We start from the raw sequence: 25636 nt of genomic DNA on the forward strand, positions 1-25636 counted from the left end.
GTGGCGCAGGTCCGGGGTGGGGGGGCCTCGTTCGGGCAGTATCGCGGCTTCTACTCGCCGGACGAGACGCGCGACGCCTACGACCTGATGGAGTGGATGGTCAGGCAGTCGTGGTGCGACGGGAAGCTCGGCATGTTCGGCGGCTCGTACCCCGGCAACACGCAGTATGCGGCGGCCAGCACGCGGCACCCGGCCCTGCGGGCGATCTTCCCCGAGGTGGCGGGCTTCTCGCTCTATGACATGCTGTACGAGGGCGGGATCTTGCGCGACAACCTGGTGAAGCACTGGGCGATCGCGACCCGCAACCTCGACATCGTCTATCCCGAACCACCGGTCGACGCCGATGCGAGCGGCGCGTTGCGCGATTCGGCGCTCGCCGTGCATCGCGGCAACTGGAACATCGTCGAGGAGATGTCGCGTGCACGCTGGCGCGATGTCGACCGTCCCAGCTTTGCCTGGCGGCGCCACGAGCCAACCGCCGTCCTCGACCAGATCAATCGCTCCGGTGTCGCGATCTACTCGGCCGGGGGATGGTACGACGCGTGGTCCAAAGATCCACTGCTGTGGCTCGCGAACTATCGGGGCCCCGGACGTGCGCTCGTTGGCTTCTGGTCGCACGCGGCCTTCTCTCCCGAGCGCAACCGGATCACCGCCGCCGAACAGCATCGCTGGTTCGACCGGTGGCTCAAGGGGATCCCAAACGGGATCGACCACGAGCCACCGCTGCATTATGCGGTCATCGACGATAGCGCCCGTTGGGAATGGAAGTCTGCGTCCGGGTGGCCGGTGCCGGGGGTGCGCAACGTGGTCTGGCGCTTCGCCCCCGGGCGGTCCGGGAGTATCAACTCACCGAACGACGGGCGTCTCGCTGCGGCCGCCGGTGCCCCCGGGCGCGATGCGTACGTCGTCGACCCGACCACCACCACCGGGACGTCGACTCGATGGGATCATACGGTGGGGCAGGGACCGATGCGCTACCCGAAGTTCGAGGCAGCAGAGGCGCGGGGGCTTACCTATACCACGGCGCCGTTCGAGGCCGACGTCGAGGTCGTGGGCTATCCGGTGGTGACGTTGTACCTGACGAGCGACCAGCCCGACGCCGATGTTCACGTCACCCTCTCGGAAGTGGATGAGCACGGAGCAGCCCGGTACGTGACCGAAGGCCAACTCCGCGCCTCGCATCGCGCCACCGCCACACCCCGGTGGAACAACCTGGGGCTCCCGTGGCATCCGAGCCGACAGTCTGACGTACGGCCGCTCGTCCCCGGACAGCCGGCGAAGCTCAGCGTCGTGCTGCAGCCGACGGCCACGCTGTTCAATCGTGGGCATCGGCTCCGCATCGCCGTGACCGGGGCCGACGCTGACAACACCGAGCCACCCCCCGTCCAGGGGCGCGCGACCATCACCATCCTTCGCGACGCGGCCCATCCGTCCGGTGTGTCGCTTCCGACGGTCAGCCGGCGCTGACGGGGACCACACCTAACGCCAGCCGCAGCGATGCACCACCCGACCGCCTAACGGCGAGTGAAACGAAGGCCGGCGAGGTAGGGACCGAAGTCGAGCTGAAATCCCGTGACTCGCTCGCGCACGCGTGAAAAGCGGATCGTGATGAGCCCCGGGTCGCCGAACAGGTCGGCGCTGTTCGGGGTGAGGGAGAGAACGGGTCCGCCGAGGTCCGTGGGGAGACGCCCGATCCCGCTCACTTCGAGCGTCAGGGCGGAGCCGGTGCTGCGAATGCGGTAGTCGACGCCCAACTCGTCGCTGTGGTACACGCCGGCGAAAGCCGCGAAATCGGCGGCGCGCGTCGTTTCAGGGCGGGTGACTCGCACGTACCGCACCGAATCCCCGTCGACGCCGGCCAGCACGAAGCCAGGCGATTGCCCGCGGACCGGAGGGGCAAACGCCAGCGTCATGGTCCGGCTCGTCTCTCCGTAGATGGCGGCATCCCAGCTGTAGTGCCCGGGGCCTGCTGCCGAGAGCGGGAGCGCCTGGCCGAATCGTAGCTGTACCATGCGTCCATCGCGCGCGCCGATCTCGATCAGGTCGGCCGATCGCGGATTCTCGAAGCGCCCCAGGAAGGCCGAGTCGACTGGCGGCGCCACGGGGGCGACGGGCGTTGGTGCTGCGGGCGTTCCGGCGGGGAGCAGCAGGTCGATCACCTGGCGCGCGAGCCCCGGGGCGTCGGCGCGGCCGTGGTTGCAGAGCACCGCCACCGACAATCCCGCGGAGGGGAGGCGCCCCAGATAGCTCCAGTACGAGGCGGTGTTGCCGATGTGGGAGACTTCGCGGAGCCCGCGATACTCGAAGACGCGGAGTCCCAGGGCGTACTCCAAGTCACGCCCGCTCGTCAGGCGGCCGCGTCGCTCGAGGCTGTCGCGTAAGGCACGCTGCGTGTCGAGCACCGCATTCCAACGCAGCAGGTCGTCGACGGTGGTGAGGATGCCTCCCTGTCCGTACACGTTGGAGAGGGGCATGTCGGTGCGAAAGCCGGTCGCGGTGGGGCGGTACGCGGTGGCCCGCCCGGGCACGATGCGGTTCCAATCGTCGCGCCACTGCGTCTGCGCGAGGCCGAATGGGGTGAAGAAGGTGTCGCGCGCGTAGTCGGCCATCGGGCGGCCGCTCACCCGCCTGACGATCTCGGCCAGCAGCACGTAGCCGCCGTTGCTGTAGGCGAAGAGCGCGTTAGGCGGAAACTCAGTGCCGCGCTGCCGTACGAGCAGCGCCACCACCTGCTCCATCGTGAAGAGCACCTGACCGTTCGCCAACCCCGCGAGTGCCACCAGCGGCCACTGGTCGCGAATACCCGCCGAGTGGGTGAGCAGCATCCGGACGGTGACCGCCGGGGAGCGTTCGGGGAGTTCGGGGAGATAGCGGCTGACGGGAGCGTCGAGGGCGAGCTTTCCGTCGAGGGCGAGCCTGACGATGGCGGCCGCGGTGAACTGCTTGGCGACCGAGCCGGTCTCGAGGACGCTCGACGTGGAGAGCGGGACGCCGAGTTCGAGGTTGGCCATGCCGTAGGCGCGGCGAAAGAGCGGTTGGCCATGGCGATCGGCGCCGACGACGCAGCCGGGGGTGGTGGTGTGCGCGTACGGAGCGAAAAGCTGGTCGACGAGTCGTAGGCTGTCGGCCGGGAGCTGGGCCGACGCGGGGTGCGCGCAAAGGGTCGATGCGACGAGGCAGGCGGCCAGGACGAGGACGCCACGAGTCGCGGAACGGGTCTGCGAGCGGTTGGACACAGCGTCGGAGAGGGAGGGGCGGGAGTGCGGCGCAAGTAAGCAGGTGCAACATGGGGGGACCGATGACTTCGCGGCAACAAGAACTGCCCGCGCTACGGAAACCGACAGCGCGAGCCCCCCGCCACGTCGACGAACACGTTGCCGAACGCAGGATCCGTGTAGTCTTCTCCCCACGGCAGCGTCGAGAAGAGGAGGATCCCGCAGGTGGGCGAGCGGCGGATCGTGACGTGCCGCAGCGCTCCGCCGAGGTCATCGTGCAGGCGAACGGCCCCCCCGACTCCGCTATCGGCCAGCCCTGCATCGTCAATCTCCACGTACTCGAGCCGCGTCGGGAGCGTGGCTGATGCCGAGAACTCCACGCCGATCCAGGTCCTGCCACTCGCCCCTGGGATGGCTGTGAGACGCACCGGGTTCGACGCGGTCCCCAGCGCGCGCAAGGCGCCGTTGTTCACCACCACGCGCTCGTCTGCCCCGACATACAGTCTTACGCCCTGGGCGAGCGTGAGCACGGGCGCATGTGCGAGGTCGCCCAGCGCCAGCCCCAGGCGCGCGCGAAAGGGGATCCCCACGTCGCGCCAGCTTGCCGTCTCGTAGAGCTCGCGTTGCGACAGCTCGACCACGTCGGTCGCATTGCCTGTGTAGGTGCCGGCGGGGATCGTGGCCGCGGCGTCGGGCGCGACGCGCCACGGGAGGCGCCCCGATTGCGTGATGGTCACCCGTCGCGAGCCCGCGCCGATGCGTCCGCGCGCCACCAGCTGCACGGCCACGTCCGCCGCCCGGCGAATCGTGACGCTATCAAGGAAGACGCGCGTCGGTAGGACGCCCGACGCCTCGACAAGCAGGCAGGTGATGCAACCATCGAGCGTGACGTTGCCGAACGTACTCGAATCGCCCCCGCCGTTCACCGCGATGCCGAGCCATCGCGCACTGCCCGATGACGGCTCGATGACCACCGGCGCCCCGCTCGTGCTCCCCACGTGCAGTTGTCCGCGCCCGTTGCTGCCGACGATCAGGGCGGCGACCGAATCCATGCGAAGGCGCACGCCAGGGGCGATCGTCAGTGCGGGGGCGCGCGCGCCGTGCACGAACACCGGCGCGGTCAAGCGCCACGGCAATCCCGCATCGCCCCACGTGGCCGAGTCCGCGACGATGCCACTCACGATGCGCAGCTCCTGCACCGCGTTCCCGCGATACGTCACCCCGGTTGGCAGCCGACCCACCACATCGGGCGGAGCGCTGAGCGGGAAGGACCCCCCGTTCTCGATTGTCAGGTTGCGAGAGCCGGGGGCGAAGGTGACGTAGCGGCCGAGCACGAGACCGACGCCGCGCGCTCCGGTGATCGTGAGCCCGTCGACCAGGAGCTCAGGCCCCTCGTTGAAGGAGTTGGGGACCGCGACAATGCAGTCGCGCGGTCCCTCGTTGAGGGAGCTGCTCCCACCGCACCCCTCGACTTGCAGCTGGCGAAGCTCGGCGCGCGCCGCCCCCTCGAGGATCACCCCGATCCATGTCCCGGTTCCCGGGGAATCGCCCACGAAGCGCACCGGGGCCCCTCCCGCCGGAATCACCAGCGCGCTGCGTTTGCCGCTCGCGTCGAGCGTGTCCGACACCGCCAGCAGGCTCCCCGGGCGGAACCGCACTTCCGCCCCCGGCTCGATCGTGAGCACCGGATGCCGCGGCCCCCCCACGCGCAGCTCTCCGTACACGACGTGTGGCGACTCGGATGCGCGCCACACTTCACTCGTGTCGAGCCTCGTCCGGTGCTCTGTCCCGCGTATCGCGACGCCGATCTCCCCGGTCGCTCCCCCTGCCGTCGCCCGGATCGTGGCGTTCCCCACTGCGACACCCGTCACGAGCCCACTCGCATCGATCGTCGCGACACTCGGCGTCAGTGACTGCCAGGTCACGGACGCCGTCGGCGCCGTGCCGGTGGAGCCGAGCGTCGCACGGACACGCACCGTGTCGCGCACGAAGTACGTCGCCTTCACCGGGAGGAGCGAGAGCGACAGCGTCGTGGGCTGCGATGGCTCCGAGCTGGCGCCACCGCACCCGGTGGTGAGCGCCAGCTGTAGCGCGCACAGGATGGCGGCGCCTGCACGCCATACGGCTCGGCTCGCATCGAGGGTCGTTGAACGCGACATATAGGGGCGAAGCTCGCCGTGTTCGGTACGCTCGACAAGGCGTCGGGTCACCAATCGCGGCACACGAGCGGCCATTCCACGACGCGTGCTACGGTGACTTGACCGTCAGCACGTTGTCCCCGGGATTGCGGTCGATGAGCTTGTTGTACGGATCGATCCCCACACGCCGCGGTGGCGAGTCAACGACGACGTGCAGCGTCGTGTCGCCCGCCGAGATCCGGCGCTTCGACAGGAAGAGCGGCTTGCCCAGTGACGAGCTTGGGTCGTTGTCGCCGAAGACGCCGACGTCGATGAAGTCGGACATCGCGATCGGGCGCTCGTTCCCGAGACTGTCGGCGCGCAGCTTCGACGTCCGCACGTGAATCGCGACGTCATACTTCCCGTCGGGTCGCTTTGAGACCTCTCCCTCCTCCACCGAGTTGTCCCACAGTGTGATCGTACGGAACAAGTCGTCGATCGCGTAGCGCAGCGAGTCCGGCGTCTCGGACTCCAGGTAGCCGAGCAGCTCGCGACTGGTGGTGAAGGGGGGCTTCTGGAACGCCTTGTCGGCGACGAAGCGCCGCAACGCGCGGTTCATCGCCGCGTCGCCGATGAGGTCGCGCAACGCGTACAGCGCCAGCGATCCCTTGTTGTAGTGGATGTACATCTGGTTCTCCACGCGCATGAGCGGGCGCTCGGCCTTGGCCTCGCGTCCGCGACCGACGAGATAGCCGTCGAGCTGCTGGCGCAGGAACTTCCGGATGTTCCCACTGCCGAACGTTTGCTCCATGACGAGGATCGCCGAGTAGTTCGCCAGCGATTCGGAGAGCATCGTCGCCCCCTGGACGTCCGCGCCGACGACCTGGTGGAACCACCACTGGTGTGCGATTTCGTGCGACGTCACGTAGAACGGCGTGTCGATGTCGTCGGCGGTCGTCCCCGCGCGCAGGATGAAGCCGATGTTCTCCGAGAAGGGGATCGTGGCCGGAAAGGCCTGCGCGAACTGCGAATAGCGCGGGAACTCCACGATGCGGAACTGCTTGAACTGGAACGGCGAGTAGCGCGTCGAAAAGTCCTGCAGCGACGCGCGCATCGACGCGACCATGCGGTCGAGGTTGAACTCGTGCCCCTTGTGGTAGTAGATGTCGAGCGGGATCCCGTTCCACTGGTCGCGCTTCACCTCGTAGCGCGCCGAGAGGAACGAGAAGAAGGCGAGCATCTTGTCGGTCGCCTGGTACTCGAAGACGCGACGCCCGTTTTCCCGGTACTCGCGCACCAGCTCTCCCGGCGCGATCGCGATCTGGTCCGGGGCCGTGCTGACCGTCGCGCGGAATCGGATCCAGTCGGCGTTGATCCCGAGGTAGGTCTTGTCCCTCGCCTGCTCGTTCTCGAGCGGCGCGGCGCGCACCTGCGGCGCCAGCTGCTCCTTGTGCCGCGCATTGTCCGACTCGAGCTCGCGCCACTTGAGGTAGCCGAGGAAGGGGAAGTACTCGAAGTTGAGGAACGTGCCGTTGGCGGCGATCGCGTTGCGCACCGTGAGCGTCGCCGTCGACGTGTCGGGGCCGGCGGAGGGGAAGCCGCGCCAGTCGTAGTGCCCGCGATAGCGCAGGGTGATCGTGTCGTTAGGCGCGAGCGGGACGTCGAGGCGGTACAGGCGCACGTCCTGCAGCGAGTCCTCCACCAGCGACGTCGTCGTTCGCCCCCACGCCAGCGAGTCGACCAGCACATCGCGATTCATCATCACGACGAGGAGCGAGTCGATCGGCGCGGCATGATTGTTCACGTAGGTGAAGGTCCCGCTCACGCCGAACGAGAGGCGCTCCGGGACGAGGTCGGCGCGCACGTCGGCGGCGATGAGGCGTGGCTGCGGCAGGCGTGAGAGCGCCTTGTACGCCTTCTCGTAGTTCGCCTTCTCGTGGCGGACGGTCGTCGAGCTCTTCCAGCGATTGACACGATTGGTGTTGTGGAAGAGGACGCCGAACGCGACGGCCCCGACACCGAGCGCCCCGAACGCCACGCCACGCGTGGCGCCGCGCCAGCGCTGCGCGGCCGCGCGACGACGCACCTGCCACGACGGCTCGCTGCCACGGACCCAGGTGAGGTACGCCACCACGCCAAGGAGCACCGCTACCGCCGACCAGTACAGCGTGGTCCAGACGAGCCCCGGGACGTACGGCCCGTACCCGTTCATGTCCGAGTAGCGAAAGGGCGCCACCACGGCGAATCGCGTGAGCGGGTGTTCGAGCCCCATCGTCGGCGCCAGCATCCGCAGGATGAGGGCGAAGATCACCAGTGCGTGCCCCAGGTACTTCTGGTTGGCGACGACGTGGATCAGCACCGCGAGAGCCGTCAGCTGCACCAGCGACGGGAGGACGGTCCCGAAGAGGAAGGTGATGTACAGGAACGGCTCGAAGCGGGAGTATCCGCTCGCGAGCTGGTACAGCATCCCCGCCCCCATCAGGAACGCCAAAAGCGCTCCCTCCACGAGCACCAGCCCGAGGAACTTCCCGACCATCGTCGCGCTCGTCTGGCCGGGGAGCGCATCGACGATCTGGTCGGCGCCCAACTCGCGCTCGCGCCAGACCAGCTCCCCGGCGAAGAGTGCGATCAGCACCATGAAGAACAGGGTGAACTGCGAACTGGTCACCTCGACGACCGTGTAGGTCACGGGCCACGCCGTCTGGCCGAAGACGACCTCGGCGTAGGTCACCGCGATCCCGAGGTTGATCAGTCCCACGACGACGATGACGGCGAACGGCAGCTGCCGCACGATGCTGCGGAACGACATCTGCGCCGTCGAGACCAGCTGCACCCACCACGGGCGCCAGCCGACGGTCTGTGTGTCGATCGCGAGCGTTGGCGAGAGTGACGCCGCCACGCTCGGCGCGGCCTCCTCAACCGGACGCCGCCGGCGCCGCAGTGCAGGCGGCGCGCTCCGGAAGCGAAAGAGCGCCACCGTGAGCCCGGCGACACCGAGCGCCGCCGCCGTCCAGAGCAGGCGGTTGGCGAGCAACACGCCGCCTAACGTGATGGCGCGCGTGTTCCGCTCGGCCACCGACCAGTAGCGCATCACCAGCTCGAAGGCCGTCAATCCGATGGGATCGAGAAGCGCTGCGATGGTCCTGTTGTCGAGCTTCCCGATCAGCGACTGGGCGATGCTGAAGCCGATCAGCAGGACGATCCCCTGCGTGTGGATCGCGAACGCGCTGCGTGTCAGCGCCCCCACCGCCAGGAAGATCGCCGAGATCACGAGGATCGCCGGAACGACCAGCGTGAGGAACGGGATGACGTAGCTCGAGAGGTCGAGCGGGAGGAGGCGCGCCTTGTCGAGCCATGGCATCGCGCTCCCGACCACCATCCCGACGATCATCCCCGCATGCACGAAGACCATGACGGTGAACGCACCGAGGAAGCGCCCACCGAGGTACGCGAAGCGCGTGATCGGCGTCGTGAAGACCAGTTCGTGCGTGCGGAACTGGTAGTCGCGCAACACCGAGCTCCCCACCAACCCGGAGACGACGATCTGCCCGAGTACCACGATGAGGAGCATCGTGCGCACGATGACCGACGGCGCATTCCGCATCACCATGCCGGAGCCGCCGGCGATGCCGATGGTGTCGGTCGTCACGAAGGCGAAGGCCCCTGCGACGAAGAGCGTGAAGTACAGCCAGGTGATCGGGCGCGTGAAGTGATAGCGCAGCTCGAATCGGTAAACGGCGCCGAACATGCTCATGCGGCGACGCGTCGTTCGCTGGTGTTGATGTGGAAGAAGTACACGTCTTCCAGGTCGGGCTCGAGCGCTTCGAACCCGGGGGGCGCCGATTCGGCGTACACGTGCGCCACGGGGACGCCCGCCAGGAGCTGCGTCGAGATCACGCGATGGCTTGCCTGCAACGCGGGCAGTTCACGCTTGTCCACCTGCCGGCGCCAGAGCTTGCCGCGTAGAGTCGCGACGATCTCGCGCGGGTCGCCAGAGAGGATCACGGTCCCCTTGTTGACGATGGCGATGGCCTGACACAGCTCGCGGACGTCCTCCACGATGTGCGTCGAGAGCAGAACGACGATCTCCTGCCCGATCTCCGCGAGCAGGTTGAGGAAGCGATGTCGCTCGGTGGGATCGAGCCCGGCGGTCGGCTCGTCGACAATCAGCAGCTTGGGCGAGCCGGCGAGCGCGATCGCGATCCCGAGCCGCTGCTTCATCCCGCCTGACAGCGACCCGACCGACTTCCGGCGGGCGTCGTGAAGGTTGGTCTGCTGCAACAGGTCGGTGACCAGCCCTTTGCGCTGGCGCCCGTTGAGCACCCCCTTCAAGGCGGCGAAGTGATCGAGCGTCACTTCGACCGAGAGGCTGGGATACAGTCCGAATTCCTGCGGGAGGTAGCCCAGGATGCGTCGCAGTTCATCGGGTTGTGCGAGCACGTCGATCCCACCGCCCGCGCTGGCCCCCGAGCCGAAGTCGCCAAAGCGGATCGAGCCGCTATCCGGCAGTTGCAACGTGGCCAAGGTGCGCATGAACGTCGACTTCCCGGCGCCGTTGGGGCCGAGCAGGCCGAACATGCCGGCGCCCACGGTCAGCGTGATCCCATCGAGGGCGCGCACGCCGTTGGGGTAGGTCTTGCGGAGGTTCTCGACGACGAGTTGCACGGCGAACCCTGGCGAAAGTGAGTGGTGAGAGGTCGGCGTCAACGCGGCGACTTCCGTGCGCCCCCGCGTCCTCCGTGTTCTCTGAGATCTCTGATTTGTGTTCCCTGTGGTGAAGATCTTCCTGCGCGGCTGGCGAAGGTGCGCAGGTGTTTTCACCACAGAGAACACGGGGTGTCACGGCGGTGGCATCAGGGTGTGGCCACGGTTGGCGGTGATCAGCTGGTCACGGAAGCGATCGCGCGGCCGAGCAGTTCTACTCCGAGGTCAATCTCCCCTTCGCTGACGGTGAGCGGGGGCGCGATGCGGAAGACTCCGCCCATCCCCGGCAGCTGCACGATGTTCATGCTCAACCCGAGCGACATGCAGGCGCGCGTGATCGCGGCGCCCAGCTCGGAGGCCGGAGCCTTGGTGGCGCGATCGGCGACGATCTCGACACCGCGCAGCAGGCCGCGGCCGCGCACATCGCCGATGCACTCGAAGCGCGCCTGCAGGGCGCGCAGCCCGCTCTCCAGCCGCGCTCCCATGACGCGGGCGCGCGCAGCGAGGCCGTCGCGCTGGACCACCTCGAGCACCTTGAGGCCGACCGCTGCCGGGAGCGGATCGGAGACGTGCGTCGTGTAGAAGAGAAAACCACGTTCGTGGCAGCGCTCCTCGACCTCGGCCGAACACATCACCGCCGACAGCGGAAGCCCGGCGCCAAGCGTCTTGGAGAGCGTGAGGATGTCGGGGGTGACGCCGTCGCGCTGGAAGGCGAACAGGTGACCGGTGCGTCCCATCCCCGTCTGCGCCTCGTCGAGGATGAGGAGCATGCCGCGCTCCTCGCACTTCTGCTTGAGTGCGACGAGATAGCCTTCGGGAAGTTCGAGCAGCCCCCCCGAGCTCAGGATCGGCTCCGCGATGAAGGCGGCCAGGTTGCCGCTGGACTGGCGATCGATGAGGTCGAAGCCGTAGTCGAGTTCGCCCCGCCAATCGGCCACACCGCCGCGCTCGAAGGCAGGGCGATAGGCGTTAGGCGCAGGGATCGCCAACGACCCGACGGCCGCTGGTCCGTATCCCCTTCGTCCCGCGGAGTACGTCGCCGCCGACGCGCCGCCGGTCATTCCGTGCCACGACTGGGCAAAGCCGACGATCTCGTGCCCCCCGGTGTAGAGCTTGGCCATCTTGATGGCCGCTTCGTTCGACTCGCCCCCGGTGCTGAGCAGCAGCGTTCGGTCGAGACCGGGAGGGGTGCAGTCGGCCAGCCCTCGCGCCAGCGCGACCACCGGACGCGAGAGCATCCCGCTGAACAGGTGGTCGAGTCGGTAGGCGTAGTCGGCGACGACCGCGGCCACCTCGGGGTGCCCATGACCGAGCAGTGAACTCATCTGCCCCGAGGTGAAGTCGAGGATCGCTCCCCCGTCGGCGTCGTACACGAAACTCCCCTCGGCCCGCTCGATGATGAGCGGCTCGAAACGCCCGCCGTAGCGAATCAGGTGCGCGCGCGCGTCGCTCCAGAAGCCAGGATCTGCATTTCGAGACACCGTCACCTCGTCACCTCGTGCTAGTCGTGCGCAGCACACTAAGGCGGGGGTGGCGATTCTCAAGCCGGGCTAATAGTTCTTATCGGAGCTATTAACGAGCGATATGGCATGGGTGAGACACTCGACATCGATTTGTTGCGGACCTTTGCCGTCATCGCCGAGGTGGGGACGCTGAGCCGGGCGGCGACGCGCATCGGGCGCAGCCAGGCGGCGATCAGCCTGCAGGTGCAACGTCTGGAGCGTCTGGTCGGCCATCTGCTGCTCGAGCGCACCGGGCGCGGCGTCTTGCTCACGCCGCAGGGGACGCGGTTGCTCGCCCATGCGCAGCGCATCCTGCAGTACCATGACGAGGCGCTGGCCGAGCTGTCTGGGCGGGGGCTAGTCGGCACCATCCGGTTTGGCTGTCCGGATGACTACGCCGTGCGCTTCCTGCCGCACTTGCTGCGCGGCTTTGCGCGCGTGCATCCCAAGGTGCATGTCGAGGTGCACTGCGCCCACACGCCGCGCCTCCTCGAGCGTCTGGACCAGCACGCGCTCGATCTCGCGCTCACCTCGTTTGCCGAGACCGAGAAGGGGCGCACCATCATCCGACGCGAGCCGCTGGTGTGGGTGGGGGCCGACGGCTCGAACGCCGCGCATCTCAAACCGCTCCGCCTCGCCCTGACCGACCCCGACACGCTCGATCATCGCGCCGCGCGCCGCAGCCTCGACGTCGCGGGACGCGCCTATCGCGTCGCCTACGCCAGCGCGAGCCTCGCCGGTCTCACCGCCGTCGTGCGCTCCGGTCAGGCGATCGCTGTCCTCACGCGCACTGCGGTGCCCGACGACTTGCGCGTGCTCTCGGCAGAAAGCGGGTTGCCGCCGCTGCCGAGCGTCGGGATCGGCGTGATGGTCGACAGCAAGCAGCCGTCGGCGGTGGTGAACGCCTTTGCGCAGCACGTGCGTCAGGTGTTGCCGACGCTCTGAAGCTTCGCGGGTGCAGCACCCGGCGCGTCACCCCGTCAGCGACCAGAACGCGCTCGTGAGTCCGTGTGCCGCGAAGATCGCCTGTGCTTCCGCCGCGGTGGCGGGTTCGTAGTCGGGGTCGAGCCGCGTCGCATACCACGCGCGGCCAAGATCGTAGAGTACCTGTGGCGCCACGACCGCGCCGCGCGTGTATTCGCGTGCGCCGAGCCATGCATCCAGCTCGCCTTCCGACCGGAAGGCCGCGATGTGCGTTCAGGTGAAGCCGATGTCGTCCCAGAAGTGTCGAGCCGGGACAAGGAAGTGCACGATCGCGTCGCCCGTCACGCGTCCGCGCTCGACGGTCAGCCGAATGCTGTCGCCGGTTTGTGGCGAGCGCGTATCGAGCCACCCGTCGCCCACCAGCCCGAGGATGGCGAAGCCATCCCACACGCAATTGGCCCACCACGAGCGATTGCCCGACGTCACGACGAAGTCGGTCGGCACCGCCGAGAACGGGTGCGCCATCCAGATCGCGCCGGTGTCCGGTCGCAACGCCAGGCGATGCTGGGCGGCGAGGGAGTGCAGCGCCTCGCGCACGGCGTCGGTGGTGGTGTCGTGCGCCGTCGCGAGTTCATCGAGCGACGGCGGCGCGGAGGTATCGCGCAGGGAGCGCATGATGTGCGCGCGGATGCTGCGTTCGAGAGCGTTCACGAGCGGCTCGGTGTCAGGCGTTGGGCAGGCGCCAGACGAGTGCGTCCAGACGTACGGTCGCACGCATCCGCGCGGCTGTACACTCGCGCAAGCCGGACACAATGCACGCCCATCGACGTCAGCACTAGTAGTCGAGCAGTCGGAAGGTCGCGGCGACCGAGAGGTCGGACTTGATGACGACATCGCCCGTGTATGCGCCGTTTCCCTCGAAGTAGCCCTGCCTCGGCGTCGACACGGTCCGTCCCTTCACCACGAACGAGACCGCCACGTCGGATTCTCCCTCGAACGCGACCGAGACGTCCGTGCGCTCGCCAGCGCCAAGCCTGGGAGTCGTCACCCGGAAGCCGTGCCCCGAGAGCACGATGTTCCGGATATCCTCGGCCGAGTCGTTGCGCAGATGCACGGTGGTTGTGGAGGTACGTGCGCAGGCGACCATCACGACCGTGGCGAAGATTCCGCCGGCGTGGGAGAGGTAGCGCAGGAGTGCGTGCGAACCTTGCATGTCTCGCGGGCTGAGCTAGAGCGAACGTTGCACCCGACATGGCTGTCCGAGCGCCAGGCAGTCTGGTGGAATATCGCTCGTGACGACACTCCCCGCCCCGATCACGGCGTTCGCGCCGATCGTCACCCCCGGCAGCACGATGGCGCCGGCGCCGAGCCATGCGCCGTCGCCGACTGTGATGGGGCGGGCGTATGTCCGGTAGGGTGCCGTTCCCGCGCTGCGTTCCGATGGCGCGACGATGCGTTCGGCGGCGGCAAGCGGATGTGTCACCGTGAGCAGCTGCACCCCCGGTGCGATGAGGACGTCGGCGCCAATCCGGATGGCAGCAGAGTCGAGGAAGACGCAGTTCACGTTCACGAAAGTGCCGGGCCCGATCGCGACATGCGCGCCGTAGTCGCAGAAGAAGGGCGGCTCGATCCAGACGCCGTCGCCCACCTCGCCTAACAGGTCGGCGATCACGCGGTGTCGTCCTGCGGTGTCGGTCGATGGCAGGGCGGCGAAGGTGGCCAGGAGGGCACGGGCGCGATGCGCGAGGGCGAGCAGCTCCGGGTCGCGGGAGTTGTATGGCTCGCCGGCGAGCATGCGGTCGCGTTGTGAGGGAGGCATGGAGGAAGTACGAGGAGGTGAAGGCGATTCGACCTCAGGCAGTCCAAGGAGTCAAAGCCGGGCGTTCTTGCAGAATCCCAAGTCGCAAACGGTAGGACTCGTTCGGGCACTGCTCGCACAGCGGCCCAACGTCTTCGCAGAGCGCCAGGTCATGCTCGGACGATGTTGACCTTCTTTCTCCCGACACGAGACGCAGTACAACGAGACCCGGCGCCATTCGGCTGGCGTCAGCGCAGCACGAACGGGTTGCCAGCCACGGCGCCGCTGTTGATCCAGACCGACTTGGTCTGCAGGTACGCACGCACGGCATCGATGCCGTTCTCGCGCCCCAGGCCGGAGTCCTTGTAGCCGCCGAACGGCGCCATGAAGCTGACGGCACGGTAGGTGTTGACCCACACCGTGCCGGCCTGCAGCCGCTCGGCCATGCGGATGGCGCGGCCGATGTCGCGCGTCCAGACGGCGGCGGCGAGTCCGAAGCGTACGTCGTTAGCGATGCGAAGGGCGTCGGCCTCGTCCTTGAACCTGATCACCGACAGCACCGGCCCGAACACTTCCTCCTGCGCGATGCGCATGTCGTTGCGCACGTCAGTGAAGATGGTCGGCTGCACGAACCACCCCTGTCCGCATTCGGGTGCGGTCCCCCGTTCGCCCCCGAGCACGACGCGGGCGCCTTCGGCACGCGCAATGTCGATGTAGTCGAGCACCTTCTTGAACTGCGGCGGTGTGGTCACCGGCCCCACCTGGGTGGCCGTGTCCATCGGGTCGCCCATGCGCGCCGTGCGCGCGACCTCGAGCAACCGCTCGACGAAGGCGTCGTGGATGCTGTCCTGCACCAGCAGCCGAGAGCCGGCGATGCAGGTCTGTCCGGTGGCGGCAAAGATCCCCGAGATGGCGCCGAAGACGGCCTGCTCCAGGTCGGCATCGTCGAAGACGACGTTAGGCGACTTGCCGCCAAGCTCCAGCGAGGTGTGCTTGAGCAGGCGCGCCGCCTTTTCGGCGATGACGCGCCCGGTCGCGTCCGATCCGGTGAAGCTGATCTTGCTCACCAGCGGGTGTTCGACCAACGGTGTCCCCACCTCGGCGCCGAAGCCGGTGACCACGTTGAAGACCCCTGGCGGAAAGCCGGCCTCGTCGAACAGCTCGGCGAACTCGAGGGTCGAGGCCGAGGTGAACTCCGACGGCTTGATGACGACGGTGCAGCCGGCGGCGAGCGCCGGCGCGACCTTCCATGCCGCCAGCAGCAAAGGGGAGTTCCACGGCGTGATCGCCGCCACCACGCCGATGGGCTCGTGACGCGTGAAGGCGAAGTAGCCCTTCTTGTCCAGCGGGAGCGTGCTCCCCTCGATCTTGTCGGCCAGCCCGCCGTAGTAGTGGTACCACTGCGGGATGTAGTTGAGCTGCCCCTGCATCTCGGCGAGCAGCTTGCCGTTGTCGCGCACCTCGGTGGCGGCGAGCCTGGCCGCCTCCCGCGTTATCAGGTCGCCGAGCTTGCGCATGAGCGCCCCGCGCTGGGTGGCGGTCATCTCGGCCCATGGCCCCGACGTCAGCGCGCGATTCGCCGCCTGTACCGCGGCATCGACGTCGCGGGCATCACCTCGTGGAATCTCGGCCCATGTTGTCCCGGTGTAGGGATTCTGGGTCTCGAACCAGGTCGACCCCTGCGGGTCCACCGCCTGGCCGCCAATGCGCAACTGGTAACGCTTCATGCGAGGCTCCGGGCTCAGAACGGCTTCAGGCCGAGGGCGGCGCGAAAGCGGTTCTTGATGTAGGGACCGTCTCGCGGCGGCAGTGCGCGAGGCAGCTCTTCGACTTCGACGAATACCTGCGCGAAGACCGTCCCCGCCCTCGCCATGACGCGTCGGGCAATGTCGTCGCTTCCCTCGAGGGTGCCGGTCGCGAATGCATCCGCGATGCCGAAGCCCTTGGCCACCGCGACCAGGTCGGTCCCCAGGCTGGAGTGGCTGCGTTGCATCCCCGTTTCGCCGTAGTGCCCGTTGTCGAGCACCACGATCGTCAGGTTCTGTGGCTGCTTGACGGCGATGGTGCCGAGGCTGCCGATCCCCATGAGTTGCTCGCCGTCGCCGGTGATCACCACCACCGACTGGTCGGGCTGGGCCAGCGCGAGCCCCAGTCCCATCGAGGCGGCGCCTCCCATGGCGCCCCACAGGTAGTAGTTGCGATCGCGATCGCCGGCTGCAAAGACGTCGTAGGCTGCGGATCCAAGCCCGGTGATGACCAGCGCGTCTGGTGTGGCGGCGAGCAGTCGGGAGACGAAGGCGCGGCGGCTGGCGCGCGGGCTCAATGCGGTCGTGTCCATCAGTTGTGCTCCCACTTCTTTCGCCCGATCAGGCGCTGGCCCAGGAGGACGGCAACCCGTTCGCCGGCCTGAAAGGCGGCATCGAAGCCTGCGCTCACGATCTCTTCGGCCTTGTCAGGGTCGTCGACGCGCAGCACACGGATGCCCATGAGTTCCAGCGCCCCCTGCGTGGCCTTGCCCATGGGGCCCTGCCACGGATTGAACTCGGCGAACTCGCCGCGCATGGTGACCAGCGTGAAGAAGGGGAAGTCGGCCGATGAGAGCAGCGAGAACATGTTGACGCAGTTGCCCACGCCGCTGCTCTGCATCAGCAGCACCGCGCGCTGGCCTCCGAGCCAGGCACCGCTCACCAGGGCGACCCCCTCTTCCTCGGTGGTCAGCACGATGTCCTCGATGTCGGGGTCGGCGATGGCGCTGCGGATCGCGTGCGAATGCCCGACGTCAGGGACGTAGGCGATCTGCCGAACGCCCCCCTGCTTGAGGACCTTGAAGACGGCGTCCTGCCAGGCGGGGACCGGTGCGGGTGTCTGGTTCATCGACGGTCTCTCGGATTCAATCGGATTGAAATGGCCCGGGAATCATACGGTGTGACGTGTCGCGACCTGAATGCCTCACGGCCAGGCCGCTGACTCGTCGCGAGCGTCAGTGGGTGGGAGCGTCGCTGCTGGCCACGACACCGCTGATCAGGTTCTCCTGCATCAGTCGATCGTGGAGGGTGACACGACGGAGGGCAACCTCCTCCAGGAATCGACGCGTGGCCATCGCGTGGGATCGCGCCAGTCGAACGCCGTCGTCGACACTCACGGCCTGAAAGCGCAGTCGGTCCAACGGCTGGAGCTGCGACACGCCGTCGATGTCCGACGAAATGATCGTCGCGATCTTGGGGTAGCCCCCCATGGTCTGGTGGTCGGCCAACAGGATGGAGGCGACGCCATCTCCCCCGACCTGGATCGAGCCCCGCACGACAGGTTCGGACGGGATGGACAAGGCATCCTTCAGCACCAGCGCCGGCCCCGCCAGCCGCATCCCCATGCGATCGTAGGCTGACGTCACGGCAAAGCTCTCCTGCAGGAGCGCAGCAGACGCCTCGGGCCCGAACTGCGCCGACTGCGGCCCGAGTACGACGCGAATGGTCGACCGCGCGCGCGCGAAGTCCGGTACCGGGAGATCGCCCTGCTTCTCTTCATATACGGTGGCGTCGCGCACCACGACCTCCGCGCCACTGGCCAGCATGCCGCCGCCGAGGCCCGACGTCGAGTGCGTCGCGGTGTGCCCTGCCCAGTGATTGCAGTGCAGCTCGCCCGCAAACGCGAGGTAGGCCCAACTCCCCCACCGGCCGGGATGTACGGAGAGCACGTCTCCCGCACGAAGGGTTCGAACGCCCCAGGGGGCGGCCACAACGCCGGAATGCAGAACGTGAAAGTCGCCCCCCGCGATGCAGCACGTCACCTCGCCCGACTCGCAGGCGAGTTCGAGCCCCCCCATGGAGATCTCGATTGCCGTCGCGCCCTGCGGCCGCCCGAGGGCCGCGTGGGCCGCCGCATGGGCGAGCCGGTCCATGGGGCCCGAGGCCGGGACCCCGAACCGCATCATGCCGAATCGGCCGCCGTCCTGATACGACACGAGCGGTCCGCACGACCGCACCGTCAGGCGCGCCTCACGCATGGCGCTCCGTCTGTTCGCGCTCCGTGAGATCGCGCTCGCGCTCGGCTTGCTCGCGCTCGGTCGCCTTGCGTGCCTCGTACAGTGCCCGGTCGATCCGTACAAAGCGCACCGTGTCGCCCACCGCGAAGAGGAAGGGGACGCGCTCATTCGGGGTGAGGATCCGGGTCGGCGAGCGGCCGATGATGGACCACCCGGTGGGCATGGTGAGCGTGCTGACCAGGCACTGCGGCCCGGCAATGAGCACGCTGCCAGCTGCAATGCCGCGCACCGCCGCGGGCTTCCGAGGCACCTGAATCGCCCGCGGCACCCCTGACAGGTACGCGTATCCCGGCGCAAAGCCGTACATGCGCACCACGTACTGCGCCTGCCGGTGGTTGTTGACCACGTCGTCGATGGACAGGCCGACCGCTCGTGCCACCGCGGCAAGATCGGGGGCGAAGTCCTCGTCGTAGCAGACCTCGACCTCGCGGAGCTGTCCCGGCGCCTGGCCACGCGATGAGGTGCGCAGCAGGCGCTCCACATGCGCCCGCACCTGCTCATGGTCGGTGACTACGGGATCGAAGTCGATCAACAAATTGACCAATGCCGGGACGCACTCGGCCATCCCGGGCGGGGGTGAATCGGCCAGGGCCCGGTCGAGGCCCAACACGGCGGCGCTCGTGTCGTCGGCGATCGCGTCGCCAAACGATACCAGCAGTGCGTGGTCTGCCACCGGCGTGAAGCGGGGCCACGCGTCGCCGGCCGTCGAGCGCTCGTTCATCAGACCGCGCTCAGGAACGCCGAGACGGTGACACCTTCCGCTTCGAGCCGAGCCCGGATCTGGCGCGCCATCTCGGTGGCATCGGGGCTGTCGCCGTGGACGCAGATCGAGTCGGCCGCCAAGGCGATGGGGTCGGCGCCCATCACCGGCATCCGTCCGCTCTTGAGGTAGCCGATGAGGCGATCGGTGGCGTCCTTGGCGTCGTGGAGCACCGCGCCGGCGACGCTGCGCGGCACGAGCTGCCCGTTAGGCAGGTAGGCGCGATCGGCAAAGATCTCGGAGAAGACCGTCACGCCGCCCGCGCGAGCGGCGTGTTCGAGTGCCGTCCCCGAGATGGCCAGGATGGCGAGCGTTGGGTCCATGGCCTGCACCGCCGACACGATGGCGGTGGCGACCGTCGCGTCGGCCGCCGCCAAGTTGCCCAGCGCGCCGTGCGGCTTGACGTATCGCACCTGCGTGCCGGCCAGCCGAGCGACGGCGACGAGTGCTCCCGTCTGCGCCACGACCATGCGGCCGATTTCGGCCGGCTGCATCGGTATCACCCGGCGCCCGAACCCTTCGCGGTCGGCGTAGCCGGGATGCGCCCCGACGATCACCCCACGGTCGGCCGCCAGGCGCAACGTCTTGAACATCGTCTCCGGATCGGAGGCATGGCCCCCGCAGGCGATGTTGGCGCTGGTCACGCAATCCAGGATCTCGGCGTCGTGGCCCATGATCCATGGACCGTAGCCTTCGCCGAGGTCGGAGTTGAGGTCGATGCGCATGGTGCCGCTCACTGGCCGGGGCGGTTGGTGGCGCGGGTGAGGAGCGTCACCCCTGCCAGGTCCGCCGAATCGTAGTAGGTGAAGCCGGTGCGATTGGCCCGGCGCCCGCGCATCAGCACCGGGAGTCCCTGCGCGCGTGCCTCGTCCTCCGCGGCGTCGGCATCGGGAACCTCGAAGCCGATGTGGAAGACCCCTTCGCCCTTCTGGTCGAGGTGCTGGCGTTGCGGCGACGGCGCATCGTCAGGCTCGCAGAGCTGGAATTGCACGTTAGGCAGGTTGCAGATCCGGTACTTGAGCGAGTGGAAGCCCTCCCGGCTCGGCACGTCCAGCTCCTCGTACTCGGTGAGCGGCGGATACGGCGTCCACGGTCCGATGCCGATGGATTCGTAGAAGGCCTGCGCCTTGTCGATGTCGTGCACCACGATGCAGATGTGGTGGAGCTTGCCGAAGAGGGATGTCATCCCCTACTCCTTGACCGGAACCAGGTAGTTGAGCACACGACGCCCCCCGTCGACGTAGACGGTTTCGCCGGTGATGTACGATGCGTCGTCGCTGGCCAGGAAGGCCACGACCGACGCGATCTCCGAGACGTCGCCGTAGCGTCCCAGCGGCGTGCGCGACAGGATCGCGTGATGCCCGGCGGTATTCACGAACGCGCCGGCGGTCATCTCGGTCAGGATCGTCCCGGGACCAACGCCGACGACCCGAATGCCGTGCGGCGCAAAGGCCACCGCCGCGGTGGAGGTCACCTGGTTCATCCCGCCCTTCGATATCGCGTACGGCGCCACGTTGGGATTGGCCAGCCCCGAGTTGATCGACGACATGTTGATGATCACGCCCCCCTTGCCTTGGCTGATCATCTGACGGCCGGCCGCCTGCGTTCCGTAAAAGGCGCCCTTGAGGTTGACGTCGAGCACACGACTCAGGATCTCCTCGGTGACGTCGAGGAAGGGGATGACCGGCGCGATGCCGGCGTTGTTCACCATGATATCGATGCACCCGAAGCGCTGGACCGCCGCGTCCACGAGCTGCACGACCTCGCGCTGATTCGCGACATCCACGCGCATCGCCAGCACGCGGTCCGGCGCCGCCAGCTCGGCCACGGTCTTGTCGAGCTGTTCCACGTCGATGTCGGCGAGCACCACCTGTGCGCCCTCGGCCAGCAGGCGTTCAGCCGTCGCCCGCCCAATGCCGCGCGCCGCGCCGGTGACGACGGCGACCTTCCCTGCAAGCCTCATGTGATGCTCCTCTGCGTAGACTCGGTGCGCTCAGCGCGCGATGGTGTCGATCGAACGCGTCGAGGTCCGAAGGCGCCCCCAGCCCGGCGGGCTCAATTCGATGGACCGATACTCGCCACAGGCGATGTGCTCGGCCACCGCCCCCTTCCTTCCCGGCATCCGTGCCGAACAGCGTCCGTCTCGACACGGCGGCGGACACAACTTCGCACCCGCGCGTTGGATGTGCCAAGACGCGCTGGTGCGCGGCGTTCGCCCTCGCGCGGACTCGCCAACCCCGCCCCCGCGCGTAGATTGGCTCCCGACCTTCACCGGAGCGCAAGCCGGGTGTTCCTGCAGAATCCCAAGTCGCAAACCGAGTACGACGTCATCGTAGTGGGCTCCGGCGCCGGGGGCGGGATGGCCGCCTACCAGCTCGGCGTCGCAGGGCTCAAGGTCCTCGTCCTCGAAGCCGGGCGCCGCTACGACCCGCAGACCGAGACGCCGATGTTCAACCTTCCGCGTCAGGCACCGCTGCGGGGCGCGGGGTCCAAGGAGAAGCCGTTCGGCTTCTACGACGCCACGGTCGACGGCGGGTGGGAAGTGCCGGGCGAGCCGTACACCACGGCGCCGGGGAGCGAGTTCAAGTGGTGGCGCGCCCGCATGCTCGGCGGGCGCACGAACCACTGGGGGCGCATCTCGCTCCGCATGGGCGAATACGACTTCAAGCCGAAGACGCGCGACGGACTCGGCGCCGATTGGCCGATCTCGTACGCCGACCTGGAGCCGTACTACGATCGTACGGAGATGCTGATTGGCGTGTACGGTGGCGACGATGACCTGGAGAACACGCCGCGCTCGTCGTCCGGCGTCCTGATGCCGGCCCCCAAGCCGCGCGCGACGGAGCTGCTGGCCAAGAAGGCGTGCGATCCGATGGGGATCCCGGTGATTCCGGCGCACCTGGCGATCATGACGCAGCGGCAGGATCACGAGACGCTGCCCAAGAAGATCCATCCCGACAACCCGCTGGCGCAGCGCGTGCTGGCCGAGTCGATGAAGGCGCGGCAAGCCTGCTTTTGGGCGACGCCGTGCGGCAACGGCTGCTCGATCCGCGCCAACTTCCAGTCGACGACGGTGCTCATCCCGCCGGCGTTGGCCACGGGGAACGTCGACATCGTCCCCGACGCGATGGTGCGCGAGGTGACGGTGGATGCGTCGGGCAAGGCGACCGGCGTGTCGTACATCGACAAGCGGACGCGCGCCGACGTGAAGGTGAAGGCGCGCGTCGTGGTGCTCGCCGCCAGCGCCGCCGAGACGGCGCGCATCCTGCTCAACTCGCGCTCCAACCAGTTCCCCAACGGGCTCTCCAACAGCAGCGGGCTTGTCGGCAAGTACTTGATGGACACGGTGGGGGCTGGGATCGGTGGGCAGATTCCGGCGCTGGAGAACACGCCGCCGCACAACCAGGACGGCGCCAGCGGGATGCACATGTACATGCCGTGGTGGCTGTACAAGCCGCAGCTGGCGGGGAAGCTGGGCTTTGCGCGCGGGTACCACGTGGAGTTCGGCGGCGGGCGCAGCATGCCGGGCTCCGGGGCGATGGGCGGATTGGAGTCGCTCACCGAAGGAGCCTACGGCACGCGCTTCAAGGAAGCGGCGCGCCGCTACTACGGCTCATGGATGTGGTTCGACGGGCGCGGCGAGATGATTCCTAACGAGGATTGTTACTGCGAGCTCGATCCCGACCAGGTGGACCAGTGGGGGATTCCGGTGCTGCGCTTCCACTGGAAGTGGAGCGAGCACGAGACGCGCCAGGCGGCGCACATGGTGAAGACGTTCGCCGGCATCATCGAGCAGATGGGCGGCAAGGTCAACGGCAAGGTCGAGACGGATGGGTCGAAGGTGATTGCACGTGGCGGGCAGATCATCCACGAGGTCGGCACGTGCCGCATGGGGACCAGCGCGAAGACGTCGGTGCTCAACGAGTGGTGCCAGTCGTGGGATGTGAAGAACCTCTTCGTCACGGATGGGGCACCATTCGTGTCCAATGCCGACAAGAATCCGACGTTGTCGATTCTGGCGTTGGCGTGGCGGACGTGCGATCACATCATCGAGCAACTCAAGACGCGGAGTGTCGGATGAGCGACCGCGGCGGGGTTGGGGGGGGGGGGGGGGGGGGGGAGGCGAGCGACGTGGCTGGTGCGTGGGGGCTACCGCAGAGGACGCAGAGGGAGAGGGCGCGGAGGAGAGCAGGGGGCGATTGGTGGCATCGGGCGGCGGGCGGCGCTCAAGGCGTTGGCGACGACGGCGGTGGCGCTGCCGCTGGCGGGGTCGCTGGCGGCGTGTTCGCCGGAGAGTCGGTCGCTGCCGGTCGTCGACGCGTCCAAGGCGGCTTCCGGGGGTGTTGAAGCCAGCGGGGTTCCCGTCGCGGGGCCACGAGGCACCAAGAGCGATCCGGACCTGCTCAATCCCAAGATCACCTGGCCCATGCTGCTCACGGCGAGCGAGATGGTCACGCTCACGGCGTTGTGCGACATGATCATCCCCGCCGACGACAAGTCGCCGGCGGCGTCGGCGGTGGGAGTGCCGGCCTACATCAACGAGTACGTGAGCGCGCCCGCCGACTGGTATCAGAAGGCGCTGGTGCAGGTGCGGGGCGGGTTGATCTGGATCAACGTCGAGAGCAACAAGCGCTTCGGGAAGGCGTTCGCCGACGTGACGCCCGCGCAGCGCACCGCGATCTGCGACGACATCTGCTACGCCGCCAAGGCCAAGCCGGAGTTCAAGCAGGCGGCGCAGTTCTTCGATCGGGTGCGTGACCTCACGGCGGAGGGATTCTACACGACCGATGAAGGGATGAAGGACATCGGCTACGTGGGGAACGTGGCGCTCGCGTCGTTCGACGGGCCGCCGCCGGAAGTGCTCAAGCACCTCGGCTGGGGGGGGGGGGGGGGGGGCTGGTCCCATGTCGGGCTCTTGGTGGCCCACGCGGCGCCTCCGCACCGGGGGGGGGGGGGGGGGGGGGGGGGGGGGGGGGGGGGGGGGGGGGGGGGGGGGGGGGGGGGGGGGGGGGGGGGGGGGGGGGGGGGGGGGGGGGGGGGGGGGGGGGGGGGGGGGGGGGGGGGGGGGGGGGGGGGGGGGGGGGGGGGGGGGGGGGGGGGGGGGGGGGGGGGGGGGGGGGGGGGGGGGGGGGGGGGGGGGGGGGGCGGTGGTCGTGTCACCGCTGCGCGCCCAGATCCCGGTGGCCGAGTACGCGGCACGCCGGGCCGCACTCGCCGCGCGCATCGACAGCGGCGTGGTGCTCGCCTTTGGCCGGCGTGAACCGGTGAACCACTGGCCGCCGTTCTACCAAAACCCGCACTTCCGCTACCTCACCGGCTTCCTCGAGTCCAACGCGGCCTTCGTGATGGTCAAGCGCGGGGGAGCGGTGACGTCGACGCTCTTCCTCGAGAAGCCGAACGCGCGCACCGCGCTGTACCTGGGCGACCGCAAGACGCCACAGGAAGTGGCCGCGAGCCTCGGGCTCGGCGCACGCTTCACCGACGAACTGACCAAGGTCGCCGATTCGCTCGCCACGACCGGCCTCCCGTTCTACGCCATCTCCGACGCGCAGAGCGCGGAGTTCGATTCGCGCGACTCGCTTTCGTTCGGGCGCAACTTCGTCGTCGATTTCATGCAGCGTCACCCCACGGTGAAGGTGGTCGACGCGAGCAAGCAGGTGGAGCAGCTGCGCGCGAAGAAGAGCGAGGCCGAACTGGCGATCATCACCAAGGCTGCGGAGATCTCGGCCAAGGCGCACGAAGAGGTGATGCGCACCATTCGCCCGGGGATGAAGGAGAGCGAGATCCAGGCGATCATGGAGGCGACGTATCGCAAGCTGGGCGCCGACGGGCCGGGGTACACGTCGATCGTTGGGGCTGGCGGCAACTCGACGATTCTCCACTGGCCGGCCTCGTTCCGCGAAGCCAAGGCAGGAGAAGTGGTACTCATGGACGTCGCCGCGTACTACGACGGCTACTCGGCCGACGTCACGCGCACGCTCCCGGTCGACGGGACCTACACGCCGGAAGCGCGCGTGGTCTACCAGATCGTACTCGACGCGCAGAAGGCGGCCGAGCGGCAGATCAAGCCCGGGGTGGCGCGCAACGTGCCGACCGACTCGGCGTACGCCGTGCTCAAGGCGGGGCTGGCGAAGCTGAAGTTGATCGAGTCGACGACCGCGTCGTTCGATCCGCCGCCGGGGCTGTGCCCGGGGAACTGGGCCAACTCCGACGGGACGTGTCCGCAGTGGTATCTGTACGTGTACCACGGCTTCATCCACGGGATCGGGCTCGACGTGCACGACCCGGGGCAGTTCTCGCACGTGGCGCCAAACCAGTTCCAGGACGGTGACGCCTTCACCATCGAGCCGGGGCTGTACGTGCGGGAGAACGTCTTCAAGGACCTTCCGGACACGCCGCGCAACCGGGCGATGATCGCACTCGCGAAGGGGCCGGCGGTACAGTACCGCAACACGGGCGTACGCGTCGAGGACGACTACGTGCTCAAGGGGGGGAAGCTGATCCGCATCTCGCTGGCGCCACGGGAGATCGACGAGATCGAGAAGCTGCGGAAGAAGGCGGTGGTGCAGTAGGG

The 25636-nt window shown here is 68.3% G+C and carries 22 protein-coding genes; 5 read left to right on the plus strand and 17 right to left on the minus strand.

Going from position 1 to position 25636, the window contains the following annotated elements; genetic code table 11:
* Window positions 1-1467: CocE/NonD family hydrolase (locus IPN47_19795; protein MBK9410242.1), on the plus strand; the 1467-nt coding region annotated here is incomplete at its 5' end.
* 47 nt (window positions 1468-1514) lie between these two features.
* Here IPN47_19795 and IPN47_19800 read toward each other — a convergent pair.
* From IPN47_19800 to IPN47_19820, 5 genes are all read right to left on the minus strand, one after another.
* A complete protein-coding gene (locus IPN47_19800; protein MBK9410243.1) occupies window positions 1515-3236 on the minus strand; it encodes a serine hydrolase in 1722 nt (573 codons plus the stop codon).
* Between the two features lie 92 nt (window positions 3237-3328).
* Window positions 3329-5449, minus strand: coding sequence for an Ig-like domain-containing protein (locus IPN47_19805; GenBank protein ID MBK9410244.1), 2121 nt, complete (start codon window positions 5447-5449; stop codon window positions 3329-3331).
* A gap of 13 nt (window positions 5450-5462) precedes the next feature.
* Window positions 5463-9086 carry a hypothetical protein gene (locus tag IPN47_19810; protein ID MBK9410245.1) on the minus strand — a complete coding sequence of 1208 codons (3624 nt, stop codon included), beginning with the start codon at window positions 9084-9086 and terminating at the stop codon, window positions 5463-5465.
* The gene (locus IPN47_19815; protein MBK9410246.1) at window positions 9083-9997 is read right to left on the minus strand and encodes an ATP-binding cassette domain-containing protein; all 915 of its coding nucleotides are present in this window, start codon (window positions 9995-9997) and stop codon (window positions 9083-9085) included. Before IPN47_19815 ends, IPN47_19810 begins: the two co-directional genes overlap by 4 nt.
* A 215-nt stretch (window positions 9998-10212) precedes the next feature.
* A complete protein-coding gene (locus IPN47_19820) occupies window positions 10213-11517 on the minus strand; it encodes an aspartate aminotransferase family protein (protein MBK9410247.1) in 1305 nt (434 codons plus the stop codon).
* Window positions 11518-11625: 108 nt separating this feature from the next.
* On the opposite strand from IPN47_19820, the gene IPN47_19825 reads away from it, so the two are divergent.
* Window positions 11626-12483, plus strand: a complete 858-nt coding sequence (locus IPN47_19825) for a LysR family transcriptional regulator (GenBank protein MBK9410248.1) — start codon at window positions 11626-11628, stop codon at window positions 12481-12483.
* A gap of 27 nt (window positions 12484-12510) precedes the next feature.
* On the opposite strand, the gene IPN47_19830 is transcribed toward IPN47_19825, so the two are convergent.
* The 12 genes from IPN47_19830 to IPN47_19885 form a co-directional block, all read right to left on the minus strand.
* Window positions 12511-12657 carry a hypothetical protein gene (locus IPN47_19830; GenBank protein MBK9410249.1) on the minus strand — a complete coding sequence of 49 codons (147 nt, stop codon included), beginning with the start codon at window positions 12655-12657 and terminating at the stop codon, window positions 12511-12513.
* 78 nt (window positions 12658-12735) lie between these two features.
* A complete protein-coding gene (locus IPN47_19835) occupies window positions 12736-13173 on the minus strand; it encodes a hypothetical protein (GenBank protein ID MBK9410250.1) in 438 nt (145 codons plus the stop codon).
* 124 nt (window positions 13174-13297) lie between these two features.
* Entirely contained in the window at window positions 13298-13675 is a 378-nt protein-coding gene (locus IPN47_19840; protein MBK9410251.1) for a hypothetical protein, read from the minus strand.
* 15 nt (window positions 13676-13690) lie between these two features.
* On the minus strand, window positions 13691-14281 hold the full coding sequence (locus IPN47_19845; GenBank protein MBK9410252.1) for a sugar O-acetyltransferase: 591 nt from the start codon (window positions 14279-14281) through the stop codon (window positions 13691-13693).
* Between the two features lie 227 nt (window positions 14282-14508).
* Window positions 14509-15987: an aldehyde dehydrogenase gene (locus IPN47_19850; GenBank protein MBK9410253.1), complete on the minus strand. Its 1479-nt coding sequence runs from the start codon at window positions 15985-15987 to the stop codon at window positions 14509-14511.
* 14 nt (window positions 15988-16001) lie between these two features.
* Window positions 16002-16598: an aldehyde dehydrogenase gene (locus IPN47_19855; GenBank protein ID MBK9410254.1), complete on the minus strand. Its 597-nt coding sequence runs from the start codon at window positions 16596-16598 to the stop codon at window positions 16002-16004.
* Window positions 16598-17134, minus strand: coding sequence for a phosphonopyruvate decarboxylase (locus IPN47_19860; GenBank protein ID MBK9410255.1), 537 nt, complete (start codon window positions 17132-17134; stop codon window positions 16598-16600). Before IPN47_19860 ends, IPN47_19855 begins: the two co-directional genes overlap by 1 nt.
* A 106-nt stretch (window positions 17135-17240) precedes the next feature.
* On the minus strand, window positions 17241-18263 hold the full coding sequence (locus IPN47_19865; protein MBK9410256.1) for an allophanate hydrolase: 1023 nt from the start codon (window positions 18261-18263) through the stop codon (window positions 17241-17243).
* Window positions 18256-19023: an allophanate hydrolase subunit 1 gene (locus IPN47_19870; GenBank protein MBK9410257.1), complete on the minus strand. Its 768-nt coding sequence runs from the start codon at window positions 19021-19023 to the stop codon at window positions 18256-18258. Before IPN47_19870 ends, IPN47_19865 begins: the two co-directional genes overlap by 8 nt.
* Complete coding sequence (locus IPN47_19875) at window positions 19023-19787, minus strand: LamB/YcsF family protein (GenBank protein ID MBK9410258.1); 765 nt, start codon at window positions 19785-19787, stop codon at window positions 19023-19025. Before IPN47_19875 ends, IPN47_19870 begins: the two co-directional genes overlap by 1 nt.
* 8 nt (window positions 19788-19795) lie before the next feature.
* Entirely contained in the window at window positions 19796-20248 is a 453-nt protein-coding gene (locus IPN47_19880; protein ID MBK9410259.1) for a VOC family protein, read from the minus strand.
* 3 nt (window positions 20249-20251) lie between these two features.
* Window positions 20252-21025, minus strand: a complete 774-nt coding sequence (locus tag IPN47_19885; protein ID MBK9410260.1) for an SDR family oxidoreductase — start codon at window positions 21023-21025, stop codon at window positions 20252-20254.
* A gap of 3 nt (window positions 21026-21028) precedes the next feature.
* Here IPN47_19885 and IPN47_19890 point away from each other — a divergent pair, with 3 nt between their 5' ends.
* The 3 genes from IPN47_19890 (at window position 21029) to IPN47_19900 (ending at window position 25634) form a co-directional block, all read left to right on the plus strand.
* Window positions 21029-23143, plus strand: coding sequence for a GMC family oxidoreductase (locus IPN47_19890; protein ID MBK9410261.1), 2115 nt, complete (start codon window positions 21029-21031; stop codon window positions 23141-23143).
* Window positions 23144-23296: 153 nt separating this feature from the next.
* Window positions 23297-24322, plus strand: coding sequence for a gluconate 2-dehydrogenase subunit 3 family protein (locus IPN47_19895; GenBank protein ID MBK9410262.1), 1026 nt, complete (start codon window positions 23297-23299; stop codon window positions 24320-24322).
* Window positions 24216-25634 (plus strand): aminopeptidase P N-terminal domain-containing protein, encoded by a 1419-nt coding sequence (locus IPN47_19900; protein ID MBK9410263.1) that lies wholly within the window; start codon window positions 24216-24218, stop codon window positions 25632-25634. The genes IPN47_19895 and IPN47_19900 overlap by 107 nt, the downstream gene beginning before the upstream one ends.
* Window positions 25635-25636: the final 2 nt, after the last annotated feature.

Source organism: Gemmatimonadota bacterium, assembly GCA_016719105.1.
Classification (GTDB): domain Bacteria; phylum Gemmatimonadota; class Gemmatimonadetes; order Gemmatimonadales; family Gemmatimonadaceae; genus SCN-70-22.

Coding starts and splice junctions, on each gene's coding strand:
- IPN47_19805 (MBK9410244.1), bottom strand. CDS start 5,449: ATGGCCGCTCGTGTGCCGCGATTGGTGACCCGACGCCTTGTCGAGCGT.
- IPN47_19810 (MBK9410245.1), bottom strand. CDS start 9,086: ATGAGCATGTTCGGCGCCGTTTACCGATTCGAGCTGCGCTATCACTTC.
- IPN47_19825 (MBK9410248.1), top strand. CDS start 11,626: ATGGGTGAGACACTCGACATCGATTTGTTGCGGACCTTTGCCGTCATC.
- IPN47_19840 (MBK9410251.1), bottom strand. CDS start 13,675: ATGCAAGGTTCGCACGCACTCCTGCGCTACCTCTCCCACGCCGGCGGA.
- IPN47_19845 (MBK9410252.1), bottom strand. CDS start 14,281: ATGCCTCCCTCACAACGCGACCGCATGCTCGCCGGCGAGCCATACAAC.
- IPN47_19850 (MBK9410253.1), bottom strand. CDS start 15,987: ATGAAGCGTTACCAGTTGCGCATTGGCGGCCAGGCGGTGGACCCGCAG.
- IPN47_19855 (MBK9410254.1), bottom strand. CDS start 16,598: ATGGACACGACCGCATTGAGCCCGCGCGCCAGCCGCCGCGCCTTCGTC.
- IPN47_19860 (MBK9410255.1), bottom strand. CDS start 17,134: ATGAACCAGACACCCGCACCGGTCCCCGCCTGGCAGGACGCCGTCTTC.
- IPN47_19865 (MBK9410256.1), bottom strand. CDS start 18,263: ATGCGTGAGGCGCGCCTGACGGTGCGGTCGTGCGGACCGCTCGTGTCG.
- IPN47_19870 (MBK9410257.1), bottom strand. CDS start 19,023: ATGAACGAGCGCTCGACGGCCGGCGACGCGTGGCCCCGCTTCACGCCG.
- IPN47_19875 (MBK9410258.1), bottom strand. CDS start 19,787: ATGCGCATCGACCTCAACTCCGACCTCGGCGAAGGCTACGGTCCATGG.
- IPN47_19880 (MBK9410259.1), bottom strand. CDS start 20,248: ATGACATCCCTCTTCGGCAAGCTCCACCACATCTGCATCGTGGTGCAC.
- IPN47_19885 (MBK9410260.1), bottom strand. CDS start 21,025: ATGAGGCTTGCAGGGAAGGTCGCCGTCGTCACCGGCGCGGCGCGCGGC.
- IPN47_19890 (MBK9410261.1), top strand. CDS start 21,029: ATGCTCCTCTGCGTAGACTCGGTGCGCTCAGCGCGCGATGGTGTCGAT.